This window comes from Flavobacterium aestivum, assembly GCF_026870175.2.
Classification (GTDB): domain Bacteria; phylum Bacteroidota; class Bacteroidia; order Flavobacteriales; family Flavobacteriaceae; genus Flavobacterium; species Flavobacterium aestivum.
Genome location: NZ_CP113977.2, coordinates 4502798 through 4527310, shown reverse-complemented (window position 1 = coordinate 4527310; position 24513 = coordinate 4502798). Strand labels below are relative to the sequence as shown.

The 24513-nt window shown below is 32.2% G+C and carries 22 protein-coding genes; 15 read left to right on the top strand and 7 right to left on the bottom strand.

Annotated elements, in window-relative coordinates:
* Positions 1 to 28: 28 nt before the first annotated feature.
* Genes OZP08_RS19430 through OZP08_RS19380 form a run of 11 tightly spaced genes read left to right on the top strand, consistent with a single transcriptional unit; the run spans position 29 to position 13121 of the window.
* On the top strand, positions 29 to 1462 hold the full coding sequence (locus OZP08_RS19430) for an MBOAT family O-acyltransferase (RefSeq protein WP_281322649.1): 1434 nt from the start codon (positions 29 to 31) through the stop codon (positions 1460 to 1462).
* Positions 1462 to 2343 (top strand): hypothetical protein, encoded by an 882-nt coding sequence (locus OZP08_RS19425; RefSeq protein ID WP_281322648.1) that lies wholly within the window; start codon positions 1462 to 1464, stop codon positions 2341 to 2343. The genes OZP08_RS19430 and OZP08_RS19425 overlap by 1 nt, the downstream gene beginning before the upstream one ends.
* A gap of 4 nt (positions 2344 to 2347) precedes the next feature.
* The gene (locus OZP08_RS19420) at positions 2348 to 3493 is read left to right on the top strand and encodes a glycosyltransferase family 4 protein (RefSeq protein WP_281322647.1); all 1146 of its coding nucleotides are present in this window, start codon (positions 2348 to 2350) and stop codon (positions 3491 to 3493) included.
* 2 nt (positions 3494 to 3495) lie between these two features.
* Positions 3496 to 5031 carry a glycosyltransferase family 2 protein gene (locus OZP08_RS19415; protein ID WP_281322646.1) on the top strand — a complete coding sequence of 512 codons (1536 nt, stop codon included), beginning with the start codon at positions 3496 to 3498 and terminating at the stop codon, positions 5029 to 5031.
* Between the two features lie 3 nt (positions 5032 to 5034).
* Positions 5035 to 6045 (top strand): glycosyltransferase family 2 protein, encoded by a 1011-nt coding sequence (locus OZP08_RS19410; protein ID WP_268847673.1) that lies wholly within the window; start codon positions 5035 to 5037, stop codon positions 6043 to 6045.
* A gap of 16 nt (positions 6046 to 6061) precedes the next feature.
* A complete protein-coding gene (locus OZP08_RS19405) occupies positions 6062 to 7066 on the top strand; it encodes a hypothetical protein (protein WP_281322645.1) in 1005 nt (334 codons plus the stop codon).
* Between the two features lie 10 nt (positions 7067 to 7076).
* On the top strand, positions 7077 to 8192 hold the full coding sequence (locus OZP08_RS19400) for a glycosyltransferase family 4 protein (RefSeq protein WP_281322644.1): 1116 nt from the start codon (positions 7077 to 7079) through the stop codon (positions 8190 to 8192).
* Positions 8192 to 9265, top strand: coding sequence for a glycosyltransferase family 4 protein (locus OZP08_RS19395; protein WP_281322643.1), 1074 nt, complete (start codon positions 8192 to 8194; stop codon positions 9263 to 9265). Before OZP08_RS19400 ends, OZP08_RS19395 begins: the two co-directional genes overlap by 1 nt.
* A 1-nt stretch (position 9266) precedes the next feature.
* The gene (locus tag OZP08_RS19390; RefSeq protein ID WP_281322642.1) at positions 9267 to 10643 is read left to right on the top strand and encodes an O-antigen ligase family protein; all 1377 of its coding nucleotides are present in this window, start codon (positions 9267 to 9269) and stop codon (positions 10641 to 10643) included.
* Positions 10644 to 10661: 18 nt separating this feature from the next.
* Positions 10662 to 11669, top strand: a complete 1008-nt coding sequence (locus tag OZP08_RS19385; RefSeq protein ID WP_281322641.1) for a glycosyltransferase family 4 protein — start codon at positions 10662 to 10664, stop codon at positions 11667 to 11669.
* 57 nt (positions 11670 to 11726) lie between these two features.
* The gene (locus OZP08_RS19380; RefSeq protein ID WP_268847671.1) at positions 11727 to 13121 is read left to right on the top strand and encodes a sugar transferase; all 1395 of its coding nucleotides are present in this window, start codon (positions 11727 to 11729) and stop codon (positions 13119 to 13121) included.
* A gap of 1 nt (position 13122) precedes the next feature.
* On the opposite strand, the gene OZP08_RS19375 is transcribed toward OZP08_RS19380, so the two are convergent.
* Positions 13123 to 14262, bottom strand: a complete 1140-nt coding sequence (locus tag OZP08_RS19375; RefSeq protein ID WP_281322640.1) for a lipoprotein N-acyltransferase Lnb domain-containing protein — start codon at positions 14260 to 14262, stop codon at positions 13123 to 13125.
* 52 nt (positions 14263 to 14314) lie between these two features.
* Positions 14315 to 15385, bottom strand: coding sequence for a putative type IX sorting system protein PorV2 (locus OZP08_RS19370; protein ID WP_489886166.1), 1071 nt, complete (start codon positions 15383 to 15385; stop codon positions 14315 to 14317).
* A 190-nt stretch (positions 15386 to 15575) separates the two neighbouring features.
* Between OZP08_RS19370 and OZP08_RS19365 the strand changes: the two genes are divergently transcribed.
* Both OZP08_RS19365 and OZP08_RS19360 read left to right on the top strand, forming a co-directional pair.
* Positions 15576 to 16298 carry a CDP-alcohol phosphatidyltransferase family protein gene (locus OZP08_RS19365; protein WP_268847669.1) on the top strand — a complete coding sequence of 241 codons (723 nt, stop codon included), beginning with the start codon at positions 15576 to 15578 and terminating at the stop codon, positions 16296 to 16298.
* A 9-nt stretch (positions 16299 to 16307) separates the two neighbouring features.
* Positions 16308 to 17153 carry a glycoside hydrolase family 25 protein gene (locus tag OZP08_RS19360; protein WP_281322639.1) on the top strand — a complete coding sequence of 282 codons (846 nt, stop codon included), beginning with the start codon at positions 16308 to 16310 and terminating at the stop codon, positions 17151 to 17153.
* A 67-nt stretch (positions 17154 to 17220) separates the two neighbouring features.
* Here OZP08_RS19360 and lptB read toward each other — a convergent pair whose 3' ends face one another.
* The 4 genes from lptB to OZP08_RS19340 form a co-directional block, all read right to left on the bottom strand.
* Entirely contained in the window at positions 17221 to 17961 is a 741-nt protein-coding gene (lptB, locus tag OZP08_RS19355) for an LPS export ABC transporter ATP-binding protein (protein ID WP_268847668.1), read from the bottom strand.
* 110 nt (positions 17962 to 18071) lie between these two features.
* On the bottom strand, positions 18072 to 18422 hold the full coding sequence (locus tag OZP08_RS19350; protein WP_268847667.1) for a carboxymuconolactone decarboxylase family protein: 351 nt from the start codon (positions 18420 to 18422) through the stop codon (positions 18072 to 18074).
* Positions 18415 to 19230: a twin-arginine translocase subunit TatC gene (gene tatC, locus OZP08_RS19345; protein ID WP_281322638.1), complete on the bottom strand. Its 816-nt coding sequence runs from the start codon at positions 19228 to 19230 to the stop codon at positions 18415 to 18417. Before tatC ends, OZP08_RS19350 begins: the two co-directional genes overlap by 8 nt.
* Entirely contained in the window at positions 19230 to 20195 is a 966-nt protein-coding gene (locus OZP08_RS19340) for a KpsF/GutQ family sugar-phosphate isomerase (RefSeq protein ID WP_281322637.1), read from the bottom strand. The genes tatC and OZP08_RS19340 overlap by 1 nt, the downstream gene beginning before the upstream one ends.
* 85 nt (positions 20196 to 20280) lie before the next feature.
* Here OZP08_RS19340 and recQ point away from each other — a divergent pair, with 85 nt between their 5' ends.
* Positions 20281 to 22476 carry a DNA helicase RecQ gene (gene recQ, locus OZP08_RS19335; RefSeq protein WP_281322636.1) on the top strand — a complete coding sequence of 732 codons (2196 nt, stop codon included), beginning with the start codon at positions 20281 to 20283 and terminating at the stop codon, positions 22474 to 22476.
* Positions 22477 to 22559: 83 nt separating this feature from the next.
* On the opposite strand, the gene OZP08_RS19330 is transcribed toward recQ, so the two are convergent.
* Entirely contained in the window at positions 22560 to 22799 is a 240-nt protein-coding gene (locus OZP08_RS19330) for a hypothetical protein (RefSeq protein ID WP_268847664.1), read from the bottom strand.
* 150 nt (positions 22800 to 22949) lie between these two features.
* On the opposite strand from OZP08_RS19330, the gene OZP08_RS19325 reads away from it, so the two are divergent.
* Positions 22950 to 24509 carry an NAD(P)/FAD-dependent oxidoreductase gene (locus tag OZP08_RS19325; RefSeq protein ID WP_281322635.1) on the top strand — a complete coding sequence of 520 codons (1560 nt, stop codon included), beginning with the start codon at positions 22950 to 22952 and terminating at the stop codon, positions 24507 to 24509.
* The last annotated feature ends 4 nt before the right edge of the window (positions 24510 to 24513 follow it).

Genomic DNA, 24513 nt, shown 5'->3' with positions numbered 1-24513 from the left:
ATTAGAATGAAATTTTTTAAAATAAATTATGTTTTTTAACTCTTTAGCGTTTGCTATTTTTTTACCAATCGTTTTTTTTCTGTATTGGTTTGTTTTCAATAAAACCAAAAGCACTCAAAACGCTCTCCTCATTGTAGCCAGTTATTATTTCTATTCCTGTTGGGATTGGAGATTCTTGTTTTTACTGGTTTTCTCTACTTTTTTGGATTATTATACTGGAATAAGAATAGAGAAGAGTGCGACTGAAAAAGGACGAAAGTTCTGGTTTTGGTTGAGTATTACTGTCAATTTAGGTTTTCTGGGAATTTTTAAATATTATAATTTTTTCTCAGTCTCGTTTGCACAAATGTTGAATACTGTTGGGTTTAAAGCTAGTCCTATTCTATTAGATGTTGTCCTACCAGTAGGAATTTCTTTTTATACGTTTCATGGATTATCCTATGTGATTGATATTTATTTTAAAAGAATTAAAGCCGAATATAATTTTATAGATTATTCATTGTTTGTGAGTTATTTTCCGCTTTTAGTTGCTGGGCCTATTGAGAGGGCAACACATTTGTTGCCGGAAGTAAAGGTGAAAAGAACTTTTGACTATAATCAGGCCAAAGAAGGAGTATGTCAAATAATATGGGGATTGGTCAAAAAAGTGGTTATTGCAGATACTTGTGCAACTTATGCCAATGCTATTTTTGATCATTACACTTCAATGAATTCATTTTCATTGATTATGGGTGCCATTTACTTTGCGTTCCAAATTTATGGAGATTTTTCAGGGTATTCTGATATGGCATTGGGAATGTCAAAATTGTTTGGGTTGGAATTATTACGAAACTTCAATTATCCTTATTTTTCAAGGGATATAGCCGAGTTTTGGCGTCGTTGGCATATTTCGCTTACTTCTTGGTTTCGTGATTATTTATATATTCCGCTGGGAGGAAGCAAGGGCGGACTTTGGATGAAAATCAGAAACACTTTTATCATCTTTTTAGTAAGCGGGTTTTGGCATGGAGCCAGTTGGACTTATATCGTCTGGGGATTAATAAATGCAGTTTACTTTTTACCTTTACTTTTGTCAAAAAAGAATAGAAACAATATGGATACAATCGAATTAAAATGGAATTTTGATTCGGTAAAAGTGATATTCAGCATTATTTCTACCTTTATTATTACTTGTATAGCCTGGGTGTTTTTTAGAGCAAAAACTATAACTGATGCAGTTCAGTATTTAAAGCGAATAATTTTAAGTCGTGATTTTAGTTTTCAGTATTTAGATAACGAGAGGTACAATTATGAATTAATTCTTTTGATTGGATTGTTTGTTTTAGTTGAATGGAATAGTCGTGCTAAAACTGAACCTCTTTCCGGAAAAAGAAATTTGGTCAAAATAGCATTAGCAATTGCTACTATAATTGCTTTTGGAACTTTTTCAGATTATAAAGAATTTATTTATTTCCAGTTTTAATGAAACGTTTTTTAATTTATACAGCCAAAATTTTCTTTGTAATTGTCTTAATTGCAATTGCTCTGGACGGACTTTATACGTATGTTTTTCTTCAATCTAAAAATAGAGGGAAAATAGAAACCGTTTTTAATTCAAAGCCTCAAAAATATGATGTTGTGATTCTGGGTTCGTCTCGTGCCAATAATCATTTTGTAGCACAAATGTTTGAAGACAAAGGATTAAAAACGTTTAATTATGGTATGAGCGGTGGGCATTTGTTTGAAGCTTCACTGTTATTAAAATTAATGATTGAAAAAAAATATGAGATTAAAAATCTAATTCTCGAAGCCGATCTAAATCTTTCTAATGACAAAGAATCTGAAGGTGTTTCAGCATTGTTTTTACCTTATATTCATAATTCAGAGATTATAAAAGATCATTTTATGTCTCAGGAAAATTTTAATGAATTATATTATATTCCATTTTACAGATATGTAAAATATGAAACTAAAATTGGTTCAAGAGAAGTTTATAAAATTATGAAGGAAGAAAGAACAAGTACCTTGAATAATTTAGGTTATTATCCGTTAGTAAAGCACAAAAATGGCAATATGAAAAATAATATTGTCAATCTAAATCCTTTGCCTCACAATAGATATTATGAAGAAATTAAAAACATCTGTAAAAAAAATAAGATTAATTTTATAGCACTAATGACGCCAATGTGCGAAAATGTTGTTGGAATGAATTATTTTGATAAGGTTAAAAAAAAATATCCAGAAATTCATAATTATGAAAATGTGGTTATAGAGAATAAATATTTTTCTTCTTGCGGACACATGAATGATACAGGAGCAAGATTGTTTACGGCTAGAGTTTTGAAAGATTTTTTTAATAAATAGAAACATGCACATTGCTTTTTTAACTCCAGAATATCCACATGAGCGCATACTATATGCAGCAGGAATCGGTACGAGTATCAAGAACCTAGTTGTGGCTTTGATTAAAAAAGGAATACAGGTTTCAGTTTTTGTTTATGGACAAGATGAAGATGTAGTTTTTCTAGAAGAAGGGGTGAAAATACATTTGATAAAAAATCAAAAGTATAAGGGGTTTGGCTGGTATTTTCATCGAAAATATATTCAAAACTATCTGAATAAATACATTGTTTCTGATACAATAGATTTGGTTGAAGCACCCGATTGGACAGGAATAACAGCATTTATGAATTTAAAAGTACCGGTTGTAATTCGTTTCCATGGAAGTGATACTTATTTTTGTCATTTGGAAGGAAGAAAACAAAAGCTTAAGAATTTTTGGTTTGAAAAATGGGCAATTAATAAAGCTAAGGCTTTTATTGCGCCAACTTATTTTGCAGGAGAACTGTCAATGAAGCTTTTTGGAATAAAAGACAAAACAATTCAAACCATACATCATGGGTTAGAACTAGATCAATTTCAAAATATGAACCCTTCGGTTTATGAGAAAGGGTTAATTTTATATATCGGCACTATTATTCGGAAAAAAGGAGTGCTTGAATTGCCTGCTATTTTTAAGAGAGTTAGGGACAAATTTCCTGATGCACAATTGGTTTTAATAGGAAGTGACTCTTTTGATGTACAAACCAACTCTAAATCGACTTGGGAATTAGTGCAACATGAATTTGATAAAGAAGATTTAAACCACATTTCTTATTTAGGGAAAATCCCATATCAAGAAGTAAAAGAATATTTGAAGAAAGCACATGTTTGTATTTTTCCAACTTTCGCAGAGACTTTAGGAATGGTAACGATTGAATCCATGGCGTTGCAAAAATCAGTTGTGAATAGCAGCATTGGTTGGGCTCAAGAATTAATTGTTGATGGTGAAAGTGGTTATTTGGTTTCCCCAAAAGATCATGATAGGTTTGCCGATAAAATAGTAGGATTGTTGCAAGACGATTTTTTATGTTCTATTATCGGAAAAGCAGCAAGAATAAAAGTTGACACTGTTTTTAATATTGAAAAAATAGTTGGGCAAAATGTAGATTTTTATAAATCAATAATAGACTAATTTTGATTGTAGTATACCATAAAAAGAATAGGATTACTAAAGTTCTTTCAGATGATAAAAATGAAATAGCTGTTGCTAAAAATAAGCCTATTGCTTTTGGTTTAATGCAATTGGCTCAACGTTTTCCAGAATCAAAATTGGTTTGGTGTCATGAAGAGTATCAAGAAGCCTTTAATTTGGAAGAGCTTGATACAATAATGCATCACAATAAGATGATGCTTTCCTATAATCCGAATGAAAGAAATTATTTTGGTCCAAAAATAGGCTATGTAGAGGAATCTTTGTTTATTAAAATAAATAAAAAAGTAACATATCCTACCTGGCAAATGAGTAGTTTGGTGGGAGTTATTTACGCTTCAACATTAATAGCCACTAACAAGGCAATAAAGCAGGATTCAAATTTTGATTATTATTTAAATTCAATTGCCAAAGTTTGTAAGCCACTGGGTTTATTATGTTATTCTGAACCTAAATTATTAAAAAAACATTTTTTAGTTTCTTCACCCAAAGCTTCTGTTTTTACTCTTTTTAAATTTATAAGGCAGCATTATAAAAAGAGGTGGATAGTAATGTTGTTTTTAAATTTAATCATTTATGAGCGACAATTTCATTTTGCAGCATTTCTATATGCTTATTTTTTTAAGAACAGGAAAAAAAATAAAACGGATATAAGTGCTATTGAAGTCAATTCCTCTCTTGCAGTTATAGTTAATCCCACTATAGATGTTATCATTCCCACTATTGGGAGAAAGGATCATTTATATGACGTTTTGAAGGATTTAGCAATACAAACGCATTTGCCAATTAATGTAATTATAGTGGAGCAAAATCCAGCTATCGGAAGCGTTTCTGAATTAGATTATATAAACAATGAGGTTTGGCCTTTTGTTATAAAGCATACTTTTATACATCAAGCAGGTGCCTGTAATGCAAGAAATTTGGCATTAAGTCAAGTAGAAAGCGAATGGGTATTCTTGAATGATGATGACAATAGATTTGAATCGGATTTGATTGATAAGGTGTTTAAGGGGATTAAGCAATACGGTATTTTAAGTTTATCAACTGCTTATCTGCAAGTAAATGAACATAAACATAATTTAAATATTCATCAGTCGAGTATCTTTGGATCGGGAAATAGTTTTTTAAAAGCTGATTTGCTAAATAAAGTGTCTTTTGATAAATGTTTAGAATTTGGATATGGAGAAGATACTGATTTTGGGCTACAATTGCGTAATTTAGGAGTAGATGTAATTTCTTTTCCCGAGATAAGTATTTTGCATCTAAAAGCCCCAATAGGCGGATTTAGAATAAAACCAACTTTTATATGGAGTAAAGAAGAGATACAACCCAAACCTTCACCTACAATTATGTATGTGAAACTCAAGTATAATTGTAAAGAACAAATAAGAAGATATAAAACAACATTGTTTTTAAAATATTATAAACATCAAAATAATAAAAACCCAATTCGTTATTTAAATCACTTCAATAAGCAGTGGAAAAAAAGTGTTTTTTGGGCAAATGAATTAAAATTATAAAATATGAAATTTTCTTTAATCATTTGTACTTACATGCGGCCTAAACCCTTACTGAAATTATTAGAGTCGGTTAAGGAACAAAGTCTATATCCGGATGAAATTCTGATTATTGATGGTTCAACTAATGTAGAAACAGAAGTTATTCTAAAAGAAAATCAATTTAAGCACCTAGATTATTTTTTTGTTCCAGCAGAACATAGAGGTCTGACCAAACAAAGAAATTATGGAGTCAAAAGAGTTGGAAGTGAAATGGAAGTTATTTGTTTTTTGGATGATGATACTGTTCTTGAACCAGATTATTTTAAAAATTTATTAGAAACATACAAATTATTTCCTGAAGCTTTAGGAGTTGGAGGGTACATTAATAATGAAACGAAATGGGAGTGTGTTGGTGTCAATTATATGCCTAAATTGAATGAATTTTATTTTGATGGATGGAAACGTAAAGATGGTAGTAGGTTTATTTTAAGAAAAAAACTTAAATTAGATAGTGATTGCCCGCCAGGATTTTCTCCTTCTTTTTCTCACGGAAGAAGCGTTGGTTTTTTGCCTTCAAGTAATAAGATATACCAGGTAGAGCAATTAATGGGTGGGGTTTCGTCTTTTAGAAAGTCTGTTTTTGAAAAGTTTTCGTTTTCTAATTATTTTGAAGGTTACGGTTTATATGAGGATGCCGATTTTACTTTAAGAGTTTCAAAAAGCGGAAATTTGTATTTGAACACTGCAGCTCAATTATCACACTATCACGCTGAGTCTGGACGTCCCAATCAGTATAAATACGGTAAAATGGTAGTAAGAAATGGTTGGTATGTATGGAGAATAAAGAACCCAACCCCAAGTTTTAAAGATCGATACAAATGGAATGCTATAACTATTTTGCTGATATTAATTAGATTTACTAATGTAATTAATGACAGTAATAAAAAAGGAGCTGTTACGGAAGCATTAGGAAGAACAGTTGGGTGGTGGAGTTTGTTATTTAATAAACCAATTTTTTCAAATAATTTACTATAATGTAAAAATAACAATTATGAAATTAGAATTTTCATCTTGGACACATCATTTAAATCAGCTCATATATTCCTACTTTTATTTTTGCAAAATAGAGAAAATAAATGTTGACATTATTCGAAACAATAATATAAAATTTAATGGTGCAGTTTTATATATCGATAATAAGACTGTTTTTTTTGATTATTCTGATGATACTAAATTTATAGATATTCCTGAAAAATTTGATTATTATTTTAAAAGATCACTGCTTCCTAAAGATAAAATTGCTAATGTATATCCATTAAATTTTAATGTCCCAATGGCATATAAAAGTCATTTATTGCTTCTGAATTTAAAATCAGATTTTTTATTTGATAGGAGTAGCAGAACAGAAGTAATAAGGGCATTAGACAGGTTTTCGATATTTACAAATTCATCACATGCTGTTTTAGATATTAAAAGATACCCTAAAAGAGAAATCGATTTTGGAGGTAATATTATTTTTCAAACAAGATTGTGGAATCCTGATAATCATTCAGATGAAGATGAGAAAGAACGTAGAAGAAATCAAAATGAGTTTAGAATTAATGCTTGTCGTATTATAAAAAAGACATTTAAAAATGCTTCGGTAGGTTTATTTGCTGATCATCTGTCTAAACAACTAGCTCCGGATTTATTATTAGATTCTAAATGTTCAAATAAAAACAATTATTTTAACATGTTAAATAATTATAATATTTGTATTGCCGATGATGGTCTTAAAGACACTCCGGGATGGAAAATTGGCGAATATTTATTGTTTGGAAAAGCTGTTATAACAACTCCATTAAATGTTTCTATAGATAAATTTGATGAGCATGTAAATTACGAAAAATTAAGTTCTCGCAGCTCTTATATGGAGTTGCCTGAAAAAATCGAATATTTGCTTAATGAAAATAAATATCTGGAAATGGGACATAATAATTTAATTTGGAGTGATAATTATTTACATCCTCGAAATTACATTAAGAGAATATTATCTATTGTAGACAAAACGATTTAATCCAAAAGTAATGATTTTTACAATTATTACCCATGTCAATCATATCAAAAAGAATAACCAGTATTTTGGTTATGCTCCTTATGTTCGTGAAATGAATGTTTGGTCAAAATATGTTGATGAGGTAATTATTGTTGCGCCTATTATTCAAGCTTCAAATACGGCAATTGATAGTCCATATAATCAAGAGAATATTAAGTTTTTCAAGATTGAGAATATTAATCTATTGGGTTTTAAATCCATTTGTAATGCGATTTTAAAAATCCCAAAAATAAGTTGGCAAATTTTTAAGGCCATGAAAGAAGCTGATCATATACATTTGCGTTGTCCCGGCAATATTGGTTTGTTGGGATGTTTGGTTCAAATTTTATTTCCCAGTAAACCTAAAACGGCCAAGTATGCTGGAAATTGGGATCCAAAATCAAAACAGCCTTGGAGTTATTGTTTGCAAAAGTGGATTTTGAGTAACACTTTTTTGACCCGCAATATGCAGGTTTTAGTTTATGGAGTATGGCAAGGAAGTACTAAAAATATTCTTCCTTTTTTTACAGCTTCTTATTCTGAAAAAGAAAAAGAATTAATTAAACCATTGGATTTAAAAGGGGTAATTAATTTTGTATTTGTAGGAACCTTATCAAAAGGGAAAAAACCATTGTATGCTATTCAGTTGGTAGAAGGTTTATGGCAAAAAGGTTATAACGTGAGTTTGGAATTGTATGGTGAAGGAGTCGAGAGAGATTATTTAGAACAATATATTAGTTCAAGGGGGATAGCAACATTTGTCAACCTATGTGGAAATCAGGAAAAAGAAGTAATCAAAAAGATATATCAAAAAAGTCATTTTGTAATTTTACCTTCTCAAAGTGAAGGTTGGCCAAAAGCAATTGCCGAAGGAATGTTTTGGGGATGTGTCCCAGTTGCAACTGCTGTTTCTTGTGTTCCTTTTATGCTGAATTATGGAGAAAGAGGAGTATTGTTACAAATGAGTTTAGAGAAAGATGTACGTGAGGTAGAAGCTGCTTTAAATAATAAAATTGATTATGATGCTAAAAGAAAAAAAGCATCGGAATGGTCACAAAAATACACACTTGATATTTTTGAAGCAGAAATAAAAAAAGTATTGTTATAATGAGAATTATTCAAATCATAGACTCACTAGATGCAGGAGGAGCTGAGCGTATGGCGGTAAATTATGCGAATGCTTTGGTCGATAAAATTGAATTTTCGGGTTTAGTTGCTACTCGCAAAGAGGGTTCTCTACTGCATCAAATTCACCCAAATGTTTCCTATTTGTTTTTGAATAAAAAAAAGCGACTTGATACAGCAGCTCTTTTTAGATTACGGTCTTATGTTTTAAAGAACAAGGTTACTCATGTTCATGCACATAGTACTTCTTTTTTTCTTGCTTTTCTTTTAAAAATGAGCCTACCATCGTTAACGATTATTAGACACGATCATTATGGTAATAATGAATTTTTAGCAACTAGACCTTATTTTGTATTGAAACTGACAGCTTATTTTTTTAATGGAATTATCGCCGTAAATCAAAAGCTTAAAGATTGGTCGGAGCAGAAACTAAAAGCTAAAAACGTTATTTTTTTGCCTAACTTTCCGGTGATTGAGATGGGAATTGTGGGAGATACAGTCCTAAAAGGGGTTGAAGGAAGACGAATTGTATCTTTGGCTAATTTAAGAGAACAAAAAAATCATTTTTTGTTGTTAGAGGTAGCTAGAAAACTTAGACAATTCCAGCCAAATTGGACTTTTCATTTGGTTGGGCAAGACTTCGAGGATAAATATTCTGAGCAAATTAGAAGGCTAATAATGGATTATGATTTAGAAAACAATGTGTTTCTATATGGTTCCAAGCAAGATGTAGAGAATATTTTATCACAATCGGATATTGCTATTTTGACTTCACAATCCGAAGGACTTCCAGTTGCACTTTTGGAATATGGATTATATAAAAAAGCAGTTGTAGTTACACGAGTGGGAGAGATTCCGATGATAGTGCAACATGGGAAGAATGGTTTTATTGTCGATTCTAACGAACCTGATTTGTATTATCAATCTCTAGTAGAATTGATAAAGGACGAGGCTTTGAGATTTGATTTCGGGAATGCTCTTTATAGCTGTATTCAAGCAGAATATTCAGCTGAAAATGTATTGAGAAAGTATTTAAATTGGTTAAAAAAAAGTTGAAATGAAGAAGGAAGAACTGTCTTATATTTATTTAATACTCTTTCATGCTTTTCTTGGGGCATTAGTATATGTTTTGCCTATCATTTCTAAAGTATATACTTTGATAATATTTGTATTTGGCGTTTACTATATTGTAAAAAAGAAAAACAAAAATAATGAAGTACTTATAATGTCAGCCTATGTAGTTAGTGTTGAGGTGCTTTTGAGAATGACTGATGGAGTAATCTTGAGCGAGTTTGGTAAATATTCGATCTTAATTTTTATGTTTCTAGGAATGATTTATTCTGGATTTTCAAAAAATGCTTTTTTATATTGGGTCTTTTTGACATTGTTAATTCCAGGTATTATTATATCGATCCTTTCTATGAATTTTGAAACTGATCTCCGAAAGGCAATAGCGTTTAATATTTCGGGGCCAGTTTGTTTGGGAATTTCTTCGATATATTGTTACCAAAGAAAAATTGCTTTTGACCGATTAAAAGGTGTAATTACAACTTTTTCTTTGCCTTTGGTTTCTATAGTGGTTTACCTGTTTTTATATACTCCCAGCGTGAGAGATGTAGTTACGGGAACACAATCAAATTTTGAAACCTCAGGGGGATTTGGACCTAATCAAGTATCTACTATATTGGGATTAGGGATTTTTATTTTTTTTGTACAATTGCTGCTAAATTCAAAAAGCAGATTGCTGCAAATAATAAATGCGGGATTTGTTTTGGTTTTTGCTTTTAGAGGAATCGTTACTTTTTCCAGAGGAGGAGTAATGACGGCAGTTTTGATGATTTTTTTACTTATGACAGTACTGTATTTTCAGGCTAATCTTAATACAAAGCCTAAAATGGGATTGATTATTATACTATCTTTTTTGGCTGGATTAGGAGTTTGGGGGTATAGTTCTATGCAAACTGGCGGATTGATTAATAAGCGATATGCTAATCAAGATGCAACGGGAAGAGAGAAAAAAAGTCAATTTAGCGGAAGGGAGGAACTTATGCAGTCTGAGTTACAGATTTTTTTTGATAACCCGGTTTTAGGGGCAGGTGTGGGAAGAGGTAAAGAAATTAGGGAAGAAGTAACTGGGAACGTAGTTGCCTCACATAATGAAATTACTAGAATGTTGGCAGAGCACGGTTCACTAGGATTAATTGATCTAATGATTTTATTATTTACTCCTTTATTATTATTTGTAGATAGCCGTCAAAATTTATTACTGTTGTCTTTTCTAGCTTTTTGGCTGCTGACCATTAACCATGCCGCCATGCGACTTGCAGCTCCAGCATTTGTTTATGCGCTTTCATTGTTAAAAGTTTATATTGAAGAAATTGATACGATTCCAAAAGAGACAGAAATGAAGAATGGTGATGCCATATTTCACTAAAGAGAAATATATCTTTGTATGAAAAAAATACTCTACATAGGAAATAAGCTATCTAAACATGGAGTTACTCCAACTACCATAGAAATTCTCGGACCACTTTTGGAACAAGAAGGGTTTAGTATGACTTATAGTTCTTCAAAAAAATATAAGCTGCAAAGATTGATTGCTATGCTTTGGAGTGTATTGCAAAATAAAAAAGCTAATTATGTGCTTATCGATACTTATAGTACCACCAATTTTTGGTATGCATTCGCTTCTTCACAGTTGTGTAGGTTACTAAATTTAAAGTATATACCAATTTTACATGGAGGTAATTTGCCTTTTCGGTTAAAGAAAAATCCAAAAATCAGTAATATGATTTTTAAAAATTCTTATCAGAATGTTTCTCCTTCTAAGTATTTATTAGAGAAATTCAAAGAAAAAGGTTTTGATAATTTGATTCATATTCCAAATGGGATAGAAATAAAAAACTATCCATTACATGAACGAGAAAAAGCTGCTCCAAACCTTTTGTGGGTTCGTTCTTTTGCTCAAATATACAATCCGTTAATGGCTATTGAGGTATTTTCTTCAATAAAAAAGAAATATCCAGAAGCGAGACTTTGTATGGTTGGGCCTGAAAAAGATGGGAGCTTATTAGAGGCAAAAGAAAAAGCCAAAGATTTAAAATTGGAGGTACTCTTTACAGGAAAATTATCAAAACAAGATTGGATAAATCTTTCTAAGGAATATGCAGTTTTTATAAATACCACTCATTTTGATAATATGCCAGTAAGTGTTGTTGAAGCTATGAGCTTAGGATTGGCAGTAGTTTCTACGAATGTTGGAGGTATCCCTTATTTGTTAGAAAATAAAAAAGAGGCTCTATTAGTATTAGATAATGATGTTAATGGAATGGTATCGGCTATAGAGGAAATAATTGAAAGTCCGGATTTATTTATTAGGCTAACAGGAGATGCTAGGCAAAAAGCAGAGAGTTTTGATTGGATATCTCTAAGACATAATTGGATTAGAATCCTAAAATAATTGTTTTCTTTTTTGTATATTTAATTACCTTGCAACATTATATGACTTTTTAATCTTATGAGTAACCAAAAAAACATACACTTCGAAATTTCTGAGAGAAAGCTCCTATTGCGCTTTTTTGATGTTATTTCTGTTTTGTTTGCGTTATACCTAGTTGGTTTTTTATTTCATTTCGAATATTTTAGATTTTCTGTCACAAACTATTATTGGACAATAGTTTTGGCTATCTATATAAATGTATTTGGTGCTGTTTTTGAAATGTATAATCTTCAGGTGGCTAGTAACCACTTTCAAGTTCTGAGAAGCACTGTTCTTGCGACTACTGCCACTGTGGTATTTTATTTGCTGACACCAATTTTTTCTCCTCAATTGCCAAAGAATAGGCTTCAATTATTGTTTTTCTATCTGGCAGTTTTTTTAGCATTATATACATGGAGAATGATTTATGTTCGATTTTTAGCCTCTAACAGATTTGTGCAAAAAGTGTTGTTAATATGTGACAGGGAGCAGGTTGAGGAATTAATTTTGGGGATTGAAAACGCAGATCCTCATTATAAAATAATAGGATATGTAAATGCTGAGCAGCCTATTAATGATAATTTCGAGGATCATTATGTACGATGTATTAAAAGAGAAGAATTAAGCTTGTTTGTAACGGAAAATGGAATTTCTGAACTTGTTGTAGCGTCCCCAAAAACCGACGGTATAACAGTAGATTTATACCAACAGTTGCTTCAAATATTAGAATCAGGGGTAACTATCAGAGAGTATACACAAGTTTATGAAAACAAAACACTGCGTATTGCTGTACAATATATTGCCAGAGATTTTTATCGTTTTTTTCCTTTTAGTCGAAGTAACCAAAATAAACTGTATTTATCAATTGTTAGATTATTCGAAATAGGTTTGTCATTACTGGGTATATGTATTGGTTTGGTTTTGGTTCCTATAATTCTCTTAGGAAATATTTTTTGGAACAAAGGACAATTGTTTTATACCCAAGAAAGAGTTGGTAAAGATGGTGTTGAATTTGAAATTTTAAAGTTCAGAACTATGATTAAAAATGCGGAAACCAAAGGAGCTGTTTTTACCACAACCAATGATTCTCGTATAACCAAGTTTGGTAAATTTTTGAGAAAAACAAGAATAGATGAGGTTCCTCAGTTTATTAATATTCTGAAAGGTGATATGGCCATTATTGGACCTCGTCCAGAGCGCCCTTATTTTGTAAATGAAATTGCTAAAATAATGCCTTTTTATGAAACTCGCCATATTATTAAACCTGGTCTAACAGGTTGGGCTCAAGTGAATTATTCATATGGCGAAAAAATAGAAGACAGTTTGGTAAAACTTCAATACGATTTGTACTACATCAAACACCGAAGTATTTATTTGGATTTGAGTATTGTCTTCAAAACAATTTCTACCGTCTTGTTCTATAGAGGTCAATAAATTAGATTATTATTGGAATACGCTTTTTATTTCTGATAGCTAGTCTTATTAAAACAACTAGGTTAGTTATTAAAATAGGAGCAATTATCAGTAAATGAACTTTATTTAGCATCAAAAAGAAATATAAAACCATAGTGAGGATAGTAAAACCAGCTGTTTTATATGTCCATTTTGAGTTTTTTGTACTCCAAAAAAACAATGCTATGAAAAGTATGGGATTAAATAATAGTATGTTGTAGTTATATCCTAGTTCTTGATGAGAGGAATAAAATCCTAAAAAAACAAATAATGATCCCAATAAGGCTATTGTAAATAGATAAACGAAGTCAATAGCTCTTTTATTTATTAGTATTACAAATCCTAAGAGCAAAAGATAAGAATAGCAATTATTCCACCAAGAAGATGGGGTTTCCTCCTCAAAAGTAAGTATAGTTTTGTTTTCTCCACACAAAGGATGGTTTTGGTATTGAATGAGCTTTAGGCTTTTTTGAAGCTCAAAAGGTAAAAATATTTTAGTGCCCATTTGATCCACTTTTCTCCCAAATACAATGCTTGTTCCTAGTTTTTCATAAAAATGGTTGTCAAAGTAAGGAAAAAGAATAGATCTGTAGGTTTGATCAGTATCTGTTTTTTTGATAATTACTTTAGATTTTAAAGTTTTATTGATCACATCTACAACCTTAGATGTACAATTATTATCTATAAATTTATAATTGTATAAGCGTTCATCAGATAACATTGATTGTGCTAAGTTGTTAAATAGTTCTTGTTTAAGAGCAAGAGGGATATTCAATTCTTGTTCATAGACATCTCTTTTTTCATAAGTGTACTGATTGATAAAATCAATATATCGATTGTTTGTTATAAAATAATTTAAATCACCTTTGGTAAATTGCATTACAAAATTTGGCGTATCAAAGTCAAATGCACCATAGTTGTAAACTATGTCGATATTATTGTCAATATCGCTTACTCTTATTGCAGTATGGCCAAATAACGAATAAGACTCATTCCCGGTGCCACAAGTAAGTACACTAATATGGGCATTTTTTGATAATAAAACATCTTGACCGAAAGAGTTATAAATTGAATTCAGTAAAAGAATACAAACAAAAATGTTCTTTAATTGGCTAGCTTTCATTTTGTCAATTTTAAAATATAATTAAGATGTAATTTTTTGAATAGTCTAAAAGTTAATTTCTAAAAAGCGATAAATCAATTTTTAGAGAAAATACATTCGAGTACAGAGCAGTACTTTGGTTGCCTAGAGCAGTTAGCGCATAATCAATAGCGATGCCTTTGTATTTAAAACCTAAACCAATATTAGGTTGAAACCCTATTTTTTCTGTATTGTCTAATTGTGTTACCTGCTGAAAATTTCCAATACCAGCTCTTAAGAAAGCAAGATTGGTATAACCAAATTCTAAACCAATGGCAGGATCGATACTTACAAAGCTGCTTGAAATTAAATCATTGGTTTTGGTAAATTGCATGTTCATATTGGCAGTAGTCAAGAGACTGTAATCTTCATGAAAAATAAACTTTTTTGCCACTCCCAGTTGAGCTTTAGGAAGTGTGATTTCTGAACTTTCGGGCATTTCTTGGTTTTGACCAGGAATAGCATCTGCTATTTTTTGATAAGCAGCTTCATTAATGTTCCAAATATTATATGTAGTGGTGATATCGCGAAGCATTAACCCGAATTGCCAATCATTTTTTTCGAATTGCAAACCAAAATCAAAACCAAATCCCCAAGAACTTGCAAAATCTCCAATTACTCTTCGGATAATTTTAGCATTAACTCCATATTGAAATCCGGGTACAGGTAACTTTACAGCATAAGAAAAAGTAAAGCCATAGTCTGCAGTTGAAAAAAGTTTAATTCGATTGTAATCTATATGGCCTTCGTTGTCAATTAATTCGGTTGTGTTTAAAATGTCATCTACACCAAAACGAATTATTGAAATTCCCCATGCACTTCTATCATCAATTGGACTTGCATAGGCGGCATAATCGTATTTAGCAATATTAGCGAAGTAATTGGCATGCATTAAAGCGATTTGGTTATCCTCCAGATGAATTAGTCCAGCGGGATTCCAATAACATGAATTTACATCGGCGGTAGAAGCAACAACAGCATTAGACATACCCAATGCAGCGGCGTCTACACCAATATTCATGAACTCATTAGAATATTTGCGAACGGTTTGGCTATAAGAAGATATAGCAATAAAAAGCAATAAAAAGAGCTGTGTTTTTCTCAAAAGTTGATATTTGTAAGCAAAAAATGATTTTTAATTTTTTCCAAAAATAAAGTTTTTTGATGATGTAACTTCTTCATTTCTATAAATTAATAAGATTTGATAAAAAGTAGTCGAAAATCTCCATTAAAAACGCGTATCTCATCCACATATTGTATTAAATTTGTCGAGCATAAAATTCAATTAAAAAACTATGAACATCAAAAAACACATCCCAAATACAATAACTCTGTTAAATCTTTTATGTGGTTGTATCGCTTTAGTATATACTAGTAATGATCGTTTTGAGATGGCATTCATTTTTGTTTGTCTAGGTATCTTCTTAGATTTTTTTGATGGTTTTTTTGCTCGTTTGTTTAAAGTAGCCGGTCCTCTAGGTCTACAATTGGATTCATTGGCCGATATGGTAACCAGCGGTGTTGTTCCCGGATTTGTGATGTTCAAAATGATGCTTAGCAGTTCGGTAGATATGAGTGAGGGATATCTTCAATATTTCCCTTATTTAGGATTTATAATTACATTGGGGGCGTGTTTTCGTTTGGCTAAATTTAATATAGACACCCGTCAGACAGATTCGTTTATAGGTTTGCCAACACCGGCTAATACTCTTTTTATATTGAGTCTTCCTCTAGTATTAGAATATTATTCTGCTGAGTCATTGATGGTACTCGAAATTTTAACTGAAAAATGGGTTTTACTACTAATATCATTGTTTAGCGCCTATGTCATGAATGCTGAAATTCCTTTATTTGCATTGAAAATCAAGAAATTTAATTTCAAGGATAATGCACTTCAGATTGTTTTTTTAACCATCTCTGTTTTGTTGTTGTTTTTTCTTCAATATTTAGGAATAGCATTGGTAATCATATTCTATGTATTACTTTCAATAATTAATAATAAGTTTCTAAAAAAGTAGTTTTTTTGGATGAAGAAAAAGAATACAAGAACAGCTTATAGTCGTAAGTCTAAAAAGAAGAGAACCGTTTTCTCGGCTAAGATATTTGGTTATTTTATAGTTGGTTTCTTGATTGTGGCGGTATTGTCAGTTGCATATCATTATCGTTCCGGTTTAGCGAATTATTTAGGTTTTAAATCGCATTACAATAGTCATACCGATGTTTTTTCTGAAGCTAGGAATCTACGGGTTTTAGAAAAAAATGAGGGTAAAATAGTAGGCTTGGATGTTTCCGAATATCAGGGGAAAATCCGCTGGTCTTATGTTGATACTTTAGAAAAAAAATATCCGTTGCATTATGTCTTCATTCGGGCAACTGTTGGAAATGATAGGGTAGATCACCAATTTAAAAAAAATTGGCTTGGTGCCAAAGAAAACAAAATGATACGGGGTGCTTATCATTACTATCGTCCCAACGAAAATTCCTTAGAACAAGCCAAACTCTTTATAAAAACGGTTAAACTAAGAAAAGGAGATTTACCACCAGTTTTGGATATCGAAAAACTTCCTAAAGAACAGTCTATTGAAAGATTGAAAGTAGGTTTAAGACGTTGGCTGAATGCAGTAGAATTGCATTATGGAGTGCGACCAGTAATTTATACTGGAGAGAAATACTATGATGATTTTTTGAAAGAGGAGTTTAGTGATTATCTTTTTTGGATAGCCAATTATAACTTTTACAGAGAAAAAATTCAAGACAACTGGCTCTTTTGGCAATTTACAGAAAAAGCCACAGTCCCAGGAATCGATTATAGCGTAGACGTAAATATCTATAATGGCGATTTACAGCAACTACATTTTATTACCGTTGAATAGTCTTGGACTATGAATGTTAGCTCTTGAGATTTTTTATTTAAAATTAGCAGCTGTTTATCTAAAAAAATTAAAACTCTAACTTCTTCTTTCTTAATTCGAAATTCTGACCTAGATATACGCGACGTACCATTTCGTCTTCAACCAATTCTTCAGGTATACCGGCTTTTAGAATTCCTCCTTCAAACATAAGATACGTTTTGTCAGTGATGGCCAGAGTTTCCTGCACGTTATGGTCAGTTATTAAGATTCCGATATTTTTATTTTTTAATTGAGCTACAATTCTTTGAATATCTTCTACAGCAACTGGATCGACACCTGCAAAAGGTTCATCAAGTAAGATGAATTTTGGATCGGTTGCTAAACAACGGGCAATTTCGGTACGACGACGCTCTCCTCCCGAAAGTAAATCCCCGCGATTGGTACGAATGTGTTCTAAACTAAATTCGGCAATTAAGCTTTCCATTTTGGCTATCTGCTGCTCTTTGGAAAGTTTGGTTAATTGCAATACACTTAAAATATTATCTTCGATACTTAATTTTCTAAAAACGGAAGCTTCTTGTGCCAAATAACCAATTCCTTGCTGTGCTCTTTTGTACATCGGATAATCCGTAATGTTCAAATCGTCAAGATAAATGTTTCCTGAATTTGGCTTAACCAATCCTACAATCATATAAAATGAAGTGGTCTTTCCAGCGCCATTGGGACCTAAAAGCCCTACAATTTCGCCTTGGTTCACTTCTACAGAAATGCCTTTTACGACACTACGGCCCTTATATGTTTTTATTAAATTTTCTGCTCTTAATTTCATTGTTCAATTAGATAATTTAGGTAATGTGTCAATATAGATAATGTGTCAATTAGACAATGAGACAATGTTTCGAAAATCTAATTTATCTCATTATCAGATTTATTAATTATCTAATTTCCTTGCTCTTCCAATGCTTCCCAAAATTCATAAGCTCTACGCAAATGAGGTACTACAATTGTGCCACCAACAAGGGTTGCAATTCCCATAGCTTCCATCATTTCTTCTTTAGTAACTCCTTCTTTATAGCTGGTTTCCAAATGATATTTTACGCAATCATCACAACGCAAAACTGCCGAAGCTACTAAACCTAGTAGTTCTTTGGTTTTTACATCTAAGGCTCCCGCAGCATAAGCATTGGTGTCAAGATTGAAAATGCGTTTCACTATTTTATTATTGTCGGCCAATAATTTTTCGTTCATTTTAGAACGATAATCATTGAATTCTTGTACGATATCAGACATTTTCTTTCTTTTTATTTAATACGACAATTTTTGAAATCAATATGCTTACTTCATAAATGATCAACATTGGTATAGCAACAATAGTTTGGCTCACTACATCAGGAGGTGTAACAATTGCAGCAACAATTAGGATTATTACAACGGCATATTTCCAATATTTCCTTAAAAACTCAGGTGTTACCAAACCTAATTTGGTTAGAAAATAAATGATAATAGGTAATTCAAAGAATAATCCACTGGCTAAAATGCTAGTTTTTACCATTCCCATATAGGAATCTAATGTGAATTGGTTTTTTACTACATCACTTACTGTAAAAGTAGCAACAAAATTAACCGACATTGGGATGACCACAAAATAACCAAATATAACTCCTAAAAAGAAAAGTAGGGAAGAAGTAAATACAAATACTTTCGCGTTTTTCTTTTCTTTTTCATATAAAGCAGGACTGATGAATTTCCAAACTTCCCATAAAATATAAGGGAAACTTAAGATAAAACCAGCCAAAATACACATCCAAACAAATACGTTTACTTGCCCTTCCATTTCAGTGTTCTGAATGATAAATGGCATTTCGGTAATGCAAATACTTTCGGCAAAACCTAGTCGGTGCGATAAATCACAAAAAAAAGTATAAGTAAAAAAGGAAGGTCTTGTTGGACCAAAAATAATGGTGTCAAATAAGTAATCACTAATAAAATAAGTAATACAAGCCATAATAATTACAGCAATTGTACTTCTAACCAATAACCATCTTAGTTCTTCAAGATGATCTAAAAACGACATTTCGCCTAGAGTTTTATTTGCCATTATACAATACCTTCTTTTAATATATCATGCAAGTGTAATACTCCTTTGTAGTCACCATTATCAACAACCACTAATTGAGTGATTGAGAAATCTTCCATAATATTGAAAGCATCAATAACCATACTTTCTGAGTTTGTTGTTTTTGGACTTTTCGTCATGATATCTTTTGCAGTCAAATCGGCAAAAGTGTCTCTATCATTTAGCATTCTACGAATATCACCATCGGTAATTATTCCGACTACTTTGTTGTTTTCTACAACAGCGGTAACACCAAGACGTTTTTCTGAAATTTCAAAAATGACTCTTTTAATAGAAGCATTTGGGTCAACTTCCGGTTTCAAAGTATGTTCTAGCATGTCTTTTACTCGGAGTAATAGTTTTTTTCCTAAAGCACCACCTGGATGAAATTTTGCAAAATCTTCGGCTTTAAAATCACGCATTTCCATTAAGCAAACTATCAGGGCATCTCCCATGACCAATTGAGCAGTAGTGCTATTTGTTGGTGCTAAATTTAAAGGACAAGATTCAGTATCTACAGTTGTGTTCAATACAAAATCAGAACCTTTAGCAAGAAATGATGTCATATTGCCCGTTATTCCGATTAATTTATTGCCAAAACGAGTCAAAAGAGGAACCAAAGCTTTAATTTCTGGGCTATTACCACTTTTTGAAATACAAATAATCACATCGTTATCTTGTATCATTCCTAAGTCACCATGAATGGCTTCTGAAGCATGTAAAAATAAAGAAGGTGTACCGGTAGAATTAAAGGAAGCTACCATTTTTTGGGCAATAATAGCACTTTTTCCTATTCCAGTTACGACTAATCTTCCTTTAGAATTAAAGATGCATTCTACAGCTTCCGCAAATGTGTCATCTATATAATTCAATAGTTTAGAGATTGATTTGCTCTCGGATTCGATAGTTTTTTTGGCTATTGCCAATATATTTTCTCTTGTTATCAAAACAGATAATTTAAAGTTTGTAAGTATAAAAGAAAGTAGTATCTTTATGTGCCGCAAATTTATATAAAATACCACATAATAAAGAATGAATTCATACGAAATTGACATACACAAAGAATTAAAGAGATATTTTGGCTTTAGCCAATTTAAAGGGCTGCAGGAACAGGTTATAAAAAGCTTGCTCAATAAGCACAATACGTTTGTTATTATGCCTACGGGTGGGGGAAAATCACTCTGTTACCAATTGCCTGCTTTAATTCAAGAAGGGACCGCAATTGTGGTGTCTCCTTTAATTGCATTGATGAAAAATCAGGTAGATGCTATTCGAAGCCTATCTTCAGAAAATGGCATTGCCCATGTTTTAAATTCCTCACTTACCAAAACAGAAATTGCTCAAGTTAAATCTGATATTGCATCAGGATTAACAAAGTTGCTTTATGTTGCTCCAGAATCCTTGACCAAAGAGGAATATGTTGCTTTTCTTCAAACTGTGCCTATTTCTTTTGTAGCCATAGATGAGGCGCACTGTATTTCAGAATGGGGACATGATTTTAGACCAGAATATAGAAATCTTAAGAGTATTATTAAGCAACTCGGTGAAGTACCTATTATTGGGCTTACTGCTACTGCTACGCCAAAAGTGCAAGAGGATATCCTGAAAAATCTGGATATGGCTAATGCAACTACTTTCAAAGCCTCATTTAACAGAGCCAATTTATTTTATGAAGTAAGGACTAAAACGAAAAATATAGAATCCGACATTATTCGTTTTATAAAACAGCATAAAGGAAAATCAGGAATTATTTATTGCTTGAGTCGTAAGAAAGTAGAATCTATTGCCGAAGTTTTGCAAGTAAACGGAGTTAGTGCTGTACCTTACCATGCAGGTTTAGACGCAAAAACACGTGCCAAACATCAAGATATGTTCTTGATGGAAGATGTAGAGGTAGTTGTAGCAACTATCGCTTTTGGTATGGGAATAGATAAACCCGATGTGCGTTTTGTAATTCATCATGATATACCAAAATCATTAGAAAGTTATTATCAAGAAACCGGACGTGCAGGTCGAGATGGAGGCGAAGGACATTGTTTGGCTTATTACTCTTATAAAGATGTAGAAAAATTAGAAAAATTTCTATCCGGAAAACCGGTAGCCGAGCAAGAAATAGGTTTTGCTTTATTGCAAGAAGTGGTGGCTTATGCGGAGACTTCTATGTCTAGACGAAAATTTTTACTCCACTATTTTGGTGAAGAGTTCGATAGCGAAACTGGCGAAGGTGCTGATATGGATGATAATGTTCGAAACCCTAAAACAAAAGTTGAAGCACAGAATGAAGTGGTTCAATTGTTAGAAGTTGTTAGGGATACCAAGCATATTTATAAATCTAAAGAAATCGTATTTGCTTTAATTGGTCGTGTGAATGCCATGATAAAAGCGCATAAAACAGATTCACAATCATTTTTTGGTTCAGGTTCAAAACATGATGAGAAATTCTGGATGGCATTATTAAGACAAGTTCTTGTAGATGGCTTATTGTCTAAGGATATCGAAACTTATGGAATCGTAAAAGTTACTAAAAAGGGATTGGCTTTTATCAAAAAACCAACTTCATTTATGATGTCTGAGGATCATGAGTATAATGAAGCTGATGATGAAGCTATTGTAACAGGATCAAAATCTTCTGGAACTACAGATGAATTATTGATGACTATGTTGCGTGAATTGCGTAAAAAAGTAGCTAAGAAACTTGGAGTTCCTCCTTTTGTGGTCTTTCAGGATCCGTCTCTTGAAGACATGGCCTTAAAGTACCCTATTTCACAAGAAGAGCTAGTTAATATTCACGGGGTTGGTGAAGGAAAAGCAAAAAAATACGGAAAAGAGTTTGTTAGCCTAATCAGCCGTTATGTAGAAGATAATGATATTGTTCGTCCTGATGATTTGGTTGTAAAATCAACCGGTGTCAATTCAATTAATAAATTATACATCATCCAAAATATCGACAGACAATTGGCCTTGACAGATATCGCTTCTGCAAAAGGGTTAAAGATGGATGATTTGATAAAAGAAATGGAACAAATCGTGTATTCTGGTACCAAACTAAATATCAAATATTGGATAGACGAAATGCTTGACGAAGACCAACAAGAAGAAATTCAAGAGTATTTTATGGAATCTGAATCCGATAGTATAGAAAGTGCTCTTAAAGAATTTGATGGAGATTATGATCTTATTGAATTGCGCTTAATGCGAATAAAATTTATTAGCGAAGTGGCTAATTAGTCAAAAGCTTAAAGATAAAAATGAAAAATCCAAATTCCAAACTATCACTAGTTCTTGGAATTTGGATTTTTTTTATTGAATATTTATTCTTCATAAATTTCTCCTCGATGCGGTTTCAAAGCATCTCTTACTTGAATCATATTTTCGTCGGTTACGACCATGAAGGCTGTAGCGTACATATCGTTTAGAATTGAAAAACCAGTGATATTCAAAGGAAGTTTTTCAATTACAATATATTCTTTCAAATGAATTTCGTGGTGTTCGGCTGTTTTAGCGGAAGCAGGGCCTCGAAAATCCCAAATTAATTTTATTTTTCTGGACATTATTTATTAAGGTACAAAGGTTCTAAGTGACAAAGGTACAAAGTCTATTTTTAAAATGGATTTTATATTAAAGAACTAATTTCATTTCAAAATGTTACTTTTGTAACTTCTTTTCATAGAAAGAAAAGCTAATAGAATAAATAAAATACAATGCCAAGAGAACTTTTACTTCAGGTAACCCCAGAAACTGCTGCAAACGAAGTGTTGCTTAAAGATTATTTGTCTAAACAAATAAAAGTTTCTCCAAACGAAATTCAGCATATTTCAATTTTAAAACGTTCAATTGATGCGCGTCAAAAAGCGATAAAAATCAATCTGAAAGTTGTTATCTATCTAAAAGGTGAATCTTTTCAAGAAAATAAAATAGAACTACCGGATTATAAGAATGTGTCAACTGCACAAGAAGTTATTGTTGTTGGAGCAGGACCTGCTGGACTTTTTGCTGCTTTGCAATTGATTGAATTAGGCTTAAAGCCAATAGTAATTGAACGCGGAAAAGATGTTCGTGGACGTCGCCGTGATTTGAAAGCCATCAATGTTGATCATATTGTTAATGAAGATTCCAATTATTGTTTTGGAGAAGGTGGAGCAGGAACTTACTCAGATGGTAAATTATATACACGTTCTAAAAAACGTGGCGATGTTACTAGAATATTAGAGCTATTGGTTGCTTTTGGAGCTACTGGGGATATATTGGTAGATGCTCATCCGCATATTGGGACCAATAAATTGCCACAAATCATACAAGATATCAGAACAAAAATCATCGAATGTGGGGGGCAAGTTTTGTTCGAAACTCGAGTGACTGATATTCTTATAAAAAATAATGAAGTACAAGGAGTTGTAACTCAAAATGGAGAAACAATCTCTGCAAATAAATTAATTCTGGCAACAGGGCATTCCGCTCGAGATATATTCGAATTACTTGATAGAAAGAAAGTTCTTATCGAGGCAAAGCCTTTTGCATTAGGAGTAAGAGCAGAACATCAACAATCCTTAATAGACAGTATTCAGTATAGTTGTGATTACCGTGGTGAATATTTACCGCCAGCACCTTATTCTATAGTGAAGCAGGTTAACGGTCGTGGTATGTATTCGTTTTGTATGTGCCCGGGAGGGGTGATTGCACCTTGTGCTACTAGTCCCGGCGAAGTAGTGACTAATGGTTGGTCTCCATCTAAACGCGATCAAGCCACCGCCAATTCTGGAATTGTTATCGAATTGAAACTGGAAGATTTTAAGCCTTTTTCTAAATTTGGAGCTTTAGCTGGAATGGAATTTCAAAAAAGCATCGAGCAAAAAGCATGGCATTTGGCCGGAAAAACCCAAAAAGTGCCAGCTCAACGCATGCTAGATTTTACCCAAAACAAAGTTTCATCGGATATACCTAAAACTTCCTATGTTCCGGGAACTACTTCGGTAGAAATGGGACAAGTTTTTCCAGGATTTTTATCACAAATTTTGCGCGAAGGGTTCAAAGAATTTGGTAAATCTATGCGAGGATATTTAACAAATGAAGCTATCTTGCATGCACCTGAATCTAGAACTTCATCACCGGTTCGTATTCCTAGAGATGCATTTACTTACGAACATTTGGAAATAAAAGGTTTGTATCCGTGCGGAGAAGGAGCTGGTTATGCAGGAGGGATTATCTCTGCAGCCATTGATGGAGAAAAATGCGCCTTAATGATTGCCGAAGCTTTAAAATAACATA

Excerpts from the sequence above, each read along its gene's own strand:
- OZP08_RS19430 (WP_281322649.1), top strand. The coding sequence starts at position 29 with ATGTTTTTTAACTCTTTAGCGTTTGCTATTTTTTTACCAATCGTTTTT.
- OZP08_RS19425 (WP_281322648.1), top strand. The coding sequence starts at position 1,462 with ATGAAACGTTTTTTAATTTATACAGCCAAAATTTTCTTTGTAATTGTC.
- OZP08_RS19420 (WP_281322647.1), top strand. The coding sequence starts at position 2,348 with ATGCACATTGCTTTTTTAACTCCAGAATATCCACATGAGCGCATACTA.
- OZP08_RS19410 (WP_268847673.1), top strand. The coding sequence starts at position 5,035 with ATGAAATTTTCTTTAATCATTTGTACTTACATGCGGCCTAAACCCTTA.
- OZP08_RS19405 (WP_281322645.1), top strand. The coding sequence starts at position 6,062 with ATGAAATTAGAATTTTCATCTTGGACACATCATTTAAATCAGCTCATA.
- OZP08_RS19400 (WP_281322644.1), top strand. The coding sequence starts at position 7,077 with ATGATTTTTACAATTATTACCCATGTCAATCATATCAAAAAGAATAAC.
- OZP08_RS19395 (WP_281322643.1), top strand. The coding sequence starts at position 8,192 with ATGAGAATTATTCAAATCATAGACTCACTAGATGCAGGAGGAGCTGAG.
- OZP08_RS19390 (WP_281322642.1), top strand. The coding sequence starts at position 9,267 with ATGAAGAAGGAAGAACTGTCTTATATTTATTTAATACTCTTTCATGCT.
- OZP08_RS19385 (WP_281322641.1), top strand. The coding sequence starts at position 10,662 with ATGAAAAAAATACTCTACATAGGAAATAAGCTATCTAAACATGGAGTT.
- OZP08_RS19380 (WP_268847671.1), top strand. The coding sequence starts at position 11,727 with ATGAGTAACCAAAAAAACATACACTTCGAAATTTCTGAGAGAAAGCTC.
- OZP08_RS19375 (WP_281322640.1), bottom strand. The coding sequence starts at position 14,262 with ATGAAAGCTAGCCAATTAAAGAACATTTTTGTTTGTATTCTTTTACTG.
- OZP08_RS19365 (WP_268847669.1), top strand. The coding sequence starts at position 15,576 with ATGAACATCAAAAAACACATCCCAAATACAATAACTCTGTTAAATCTT.
- OZP08_RS19360 (WP_281322639.1), top strand. The coding sequence starts at position 16,308 with ATGAAGAAAAAGAATACAAGAACAGCTTATAGTCGTAAGTCTAAAAAG.
- lptB (WP_268847668.1), bottom strand. The coding sequence starts at position 17,961 with ATGAAATTAAGAGCAGAAAATTTAATAAAAACATATAAGGGCCGTAGT.
- OZP08_RS19350 (WP_268847667.1), bottom strand. The coding sequence starts at position 18,422 with ATGTCTGATATCGTACAAGAATTCAATGATTATCGTTCTAAAATGAAC.
- tatC (WP_281322638.1), bottom strand. The coding sequence starts at position 19,230 with ATGGCAAATAAAACTCTAGGCGAAATGTCGTTTTTAGATCATCTTGAA.
- recQ (WP_281322636.1), top strand. The coding sequence starts at position 20,281 with ATGAATTCATACGAAATTGACATACACAAAGAATTAAAGAGATATTTT.
- OZP08_RS19330 (WP_268847664.1), bottom strand. The coding sequence starts at position 22,799 with ATGTCCAGAAAAATAAAATTAATTTGGGATTTTCGAGGCCCTGCTTCC.
- OZP08_RS19325 (WP_281322635.1), top strand. The coding sequence starts at position 22,950 with ATGCCAAGAGAACTTTTACTTCAGGTAACCCCAGAAACTGCTGCAAAC.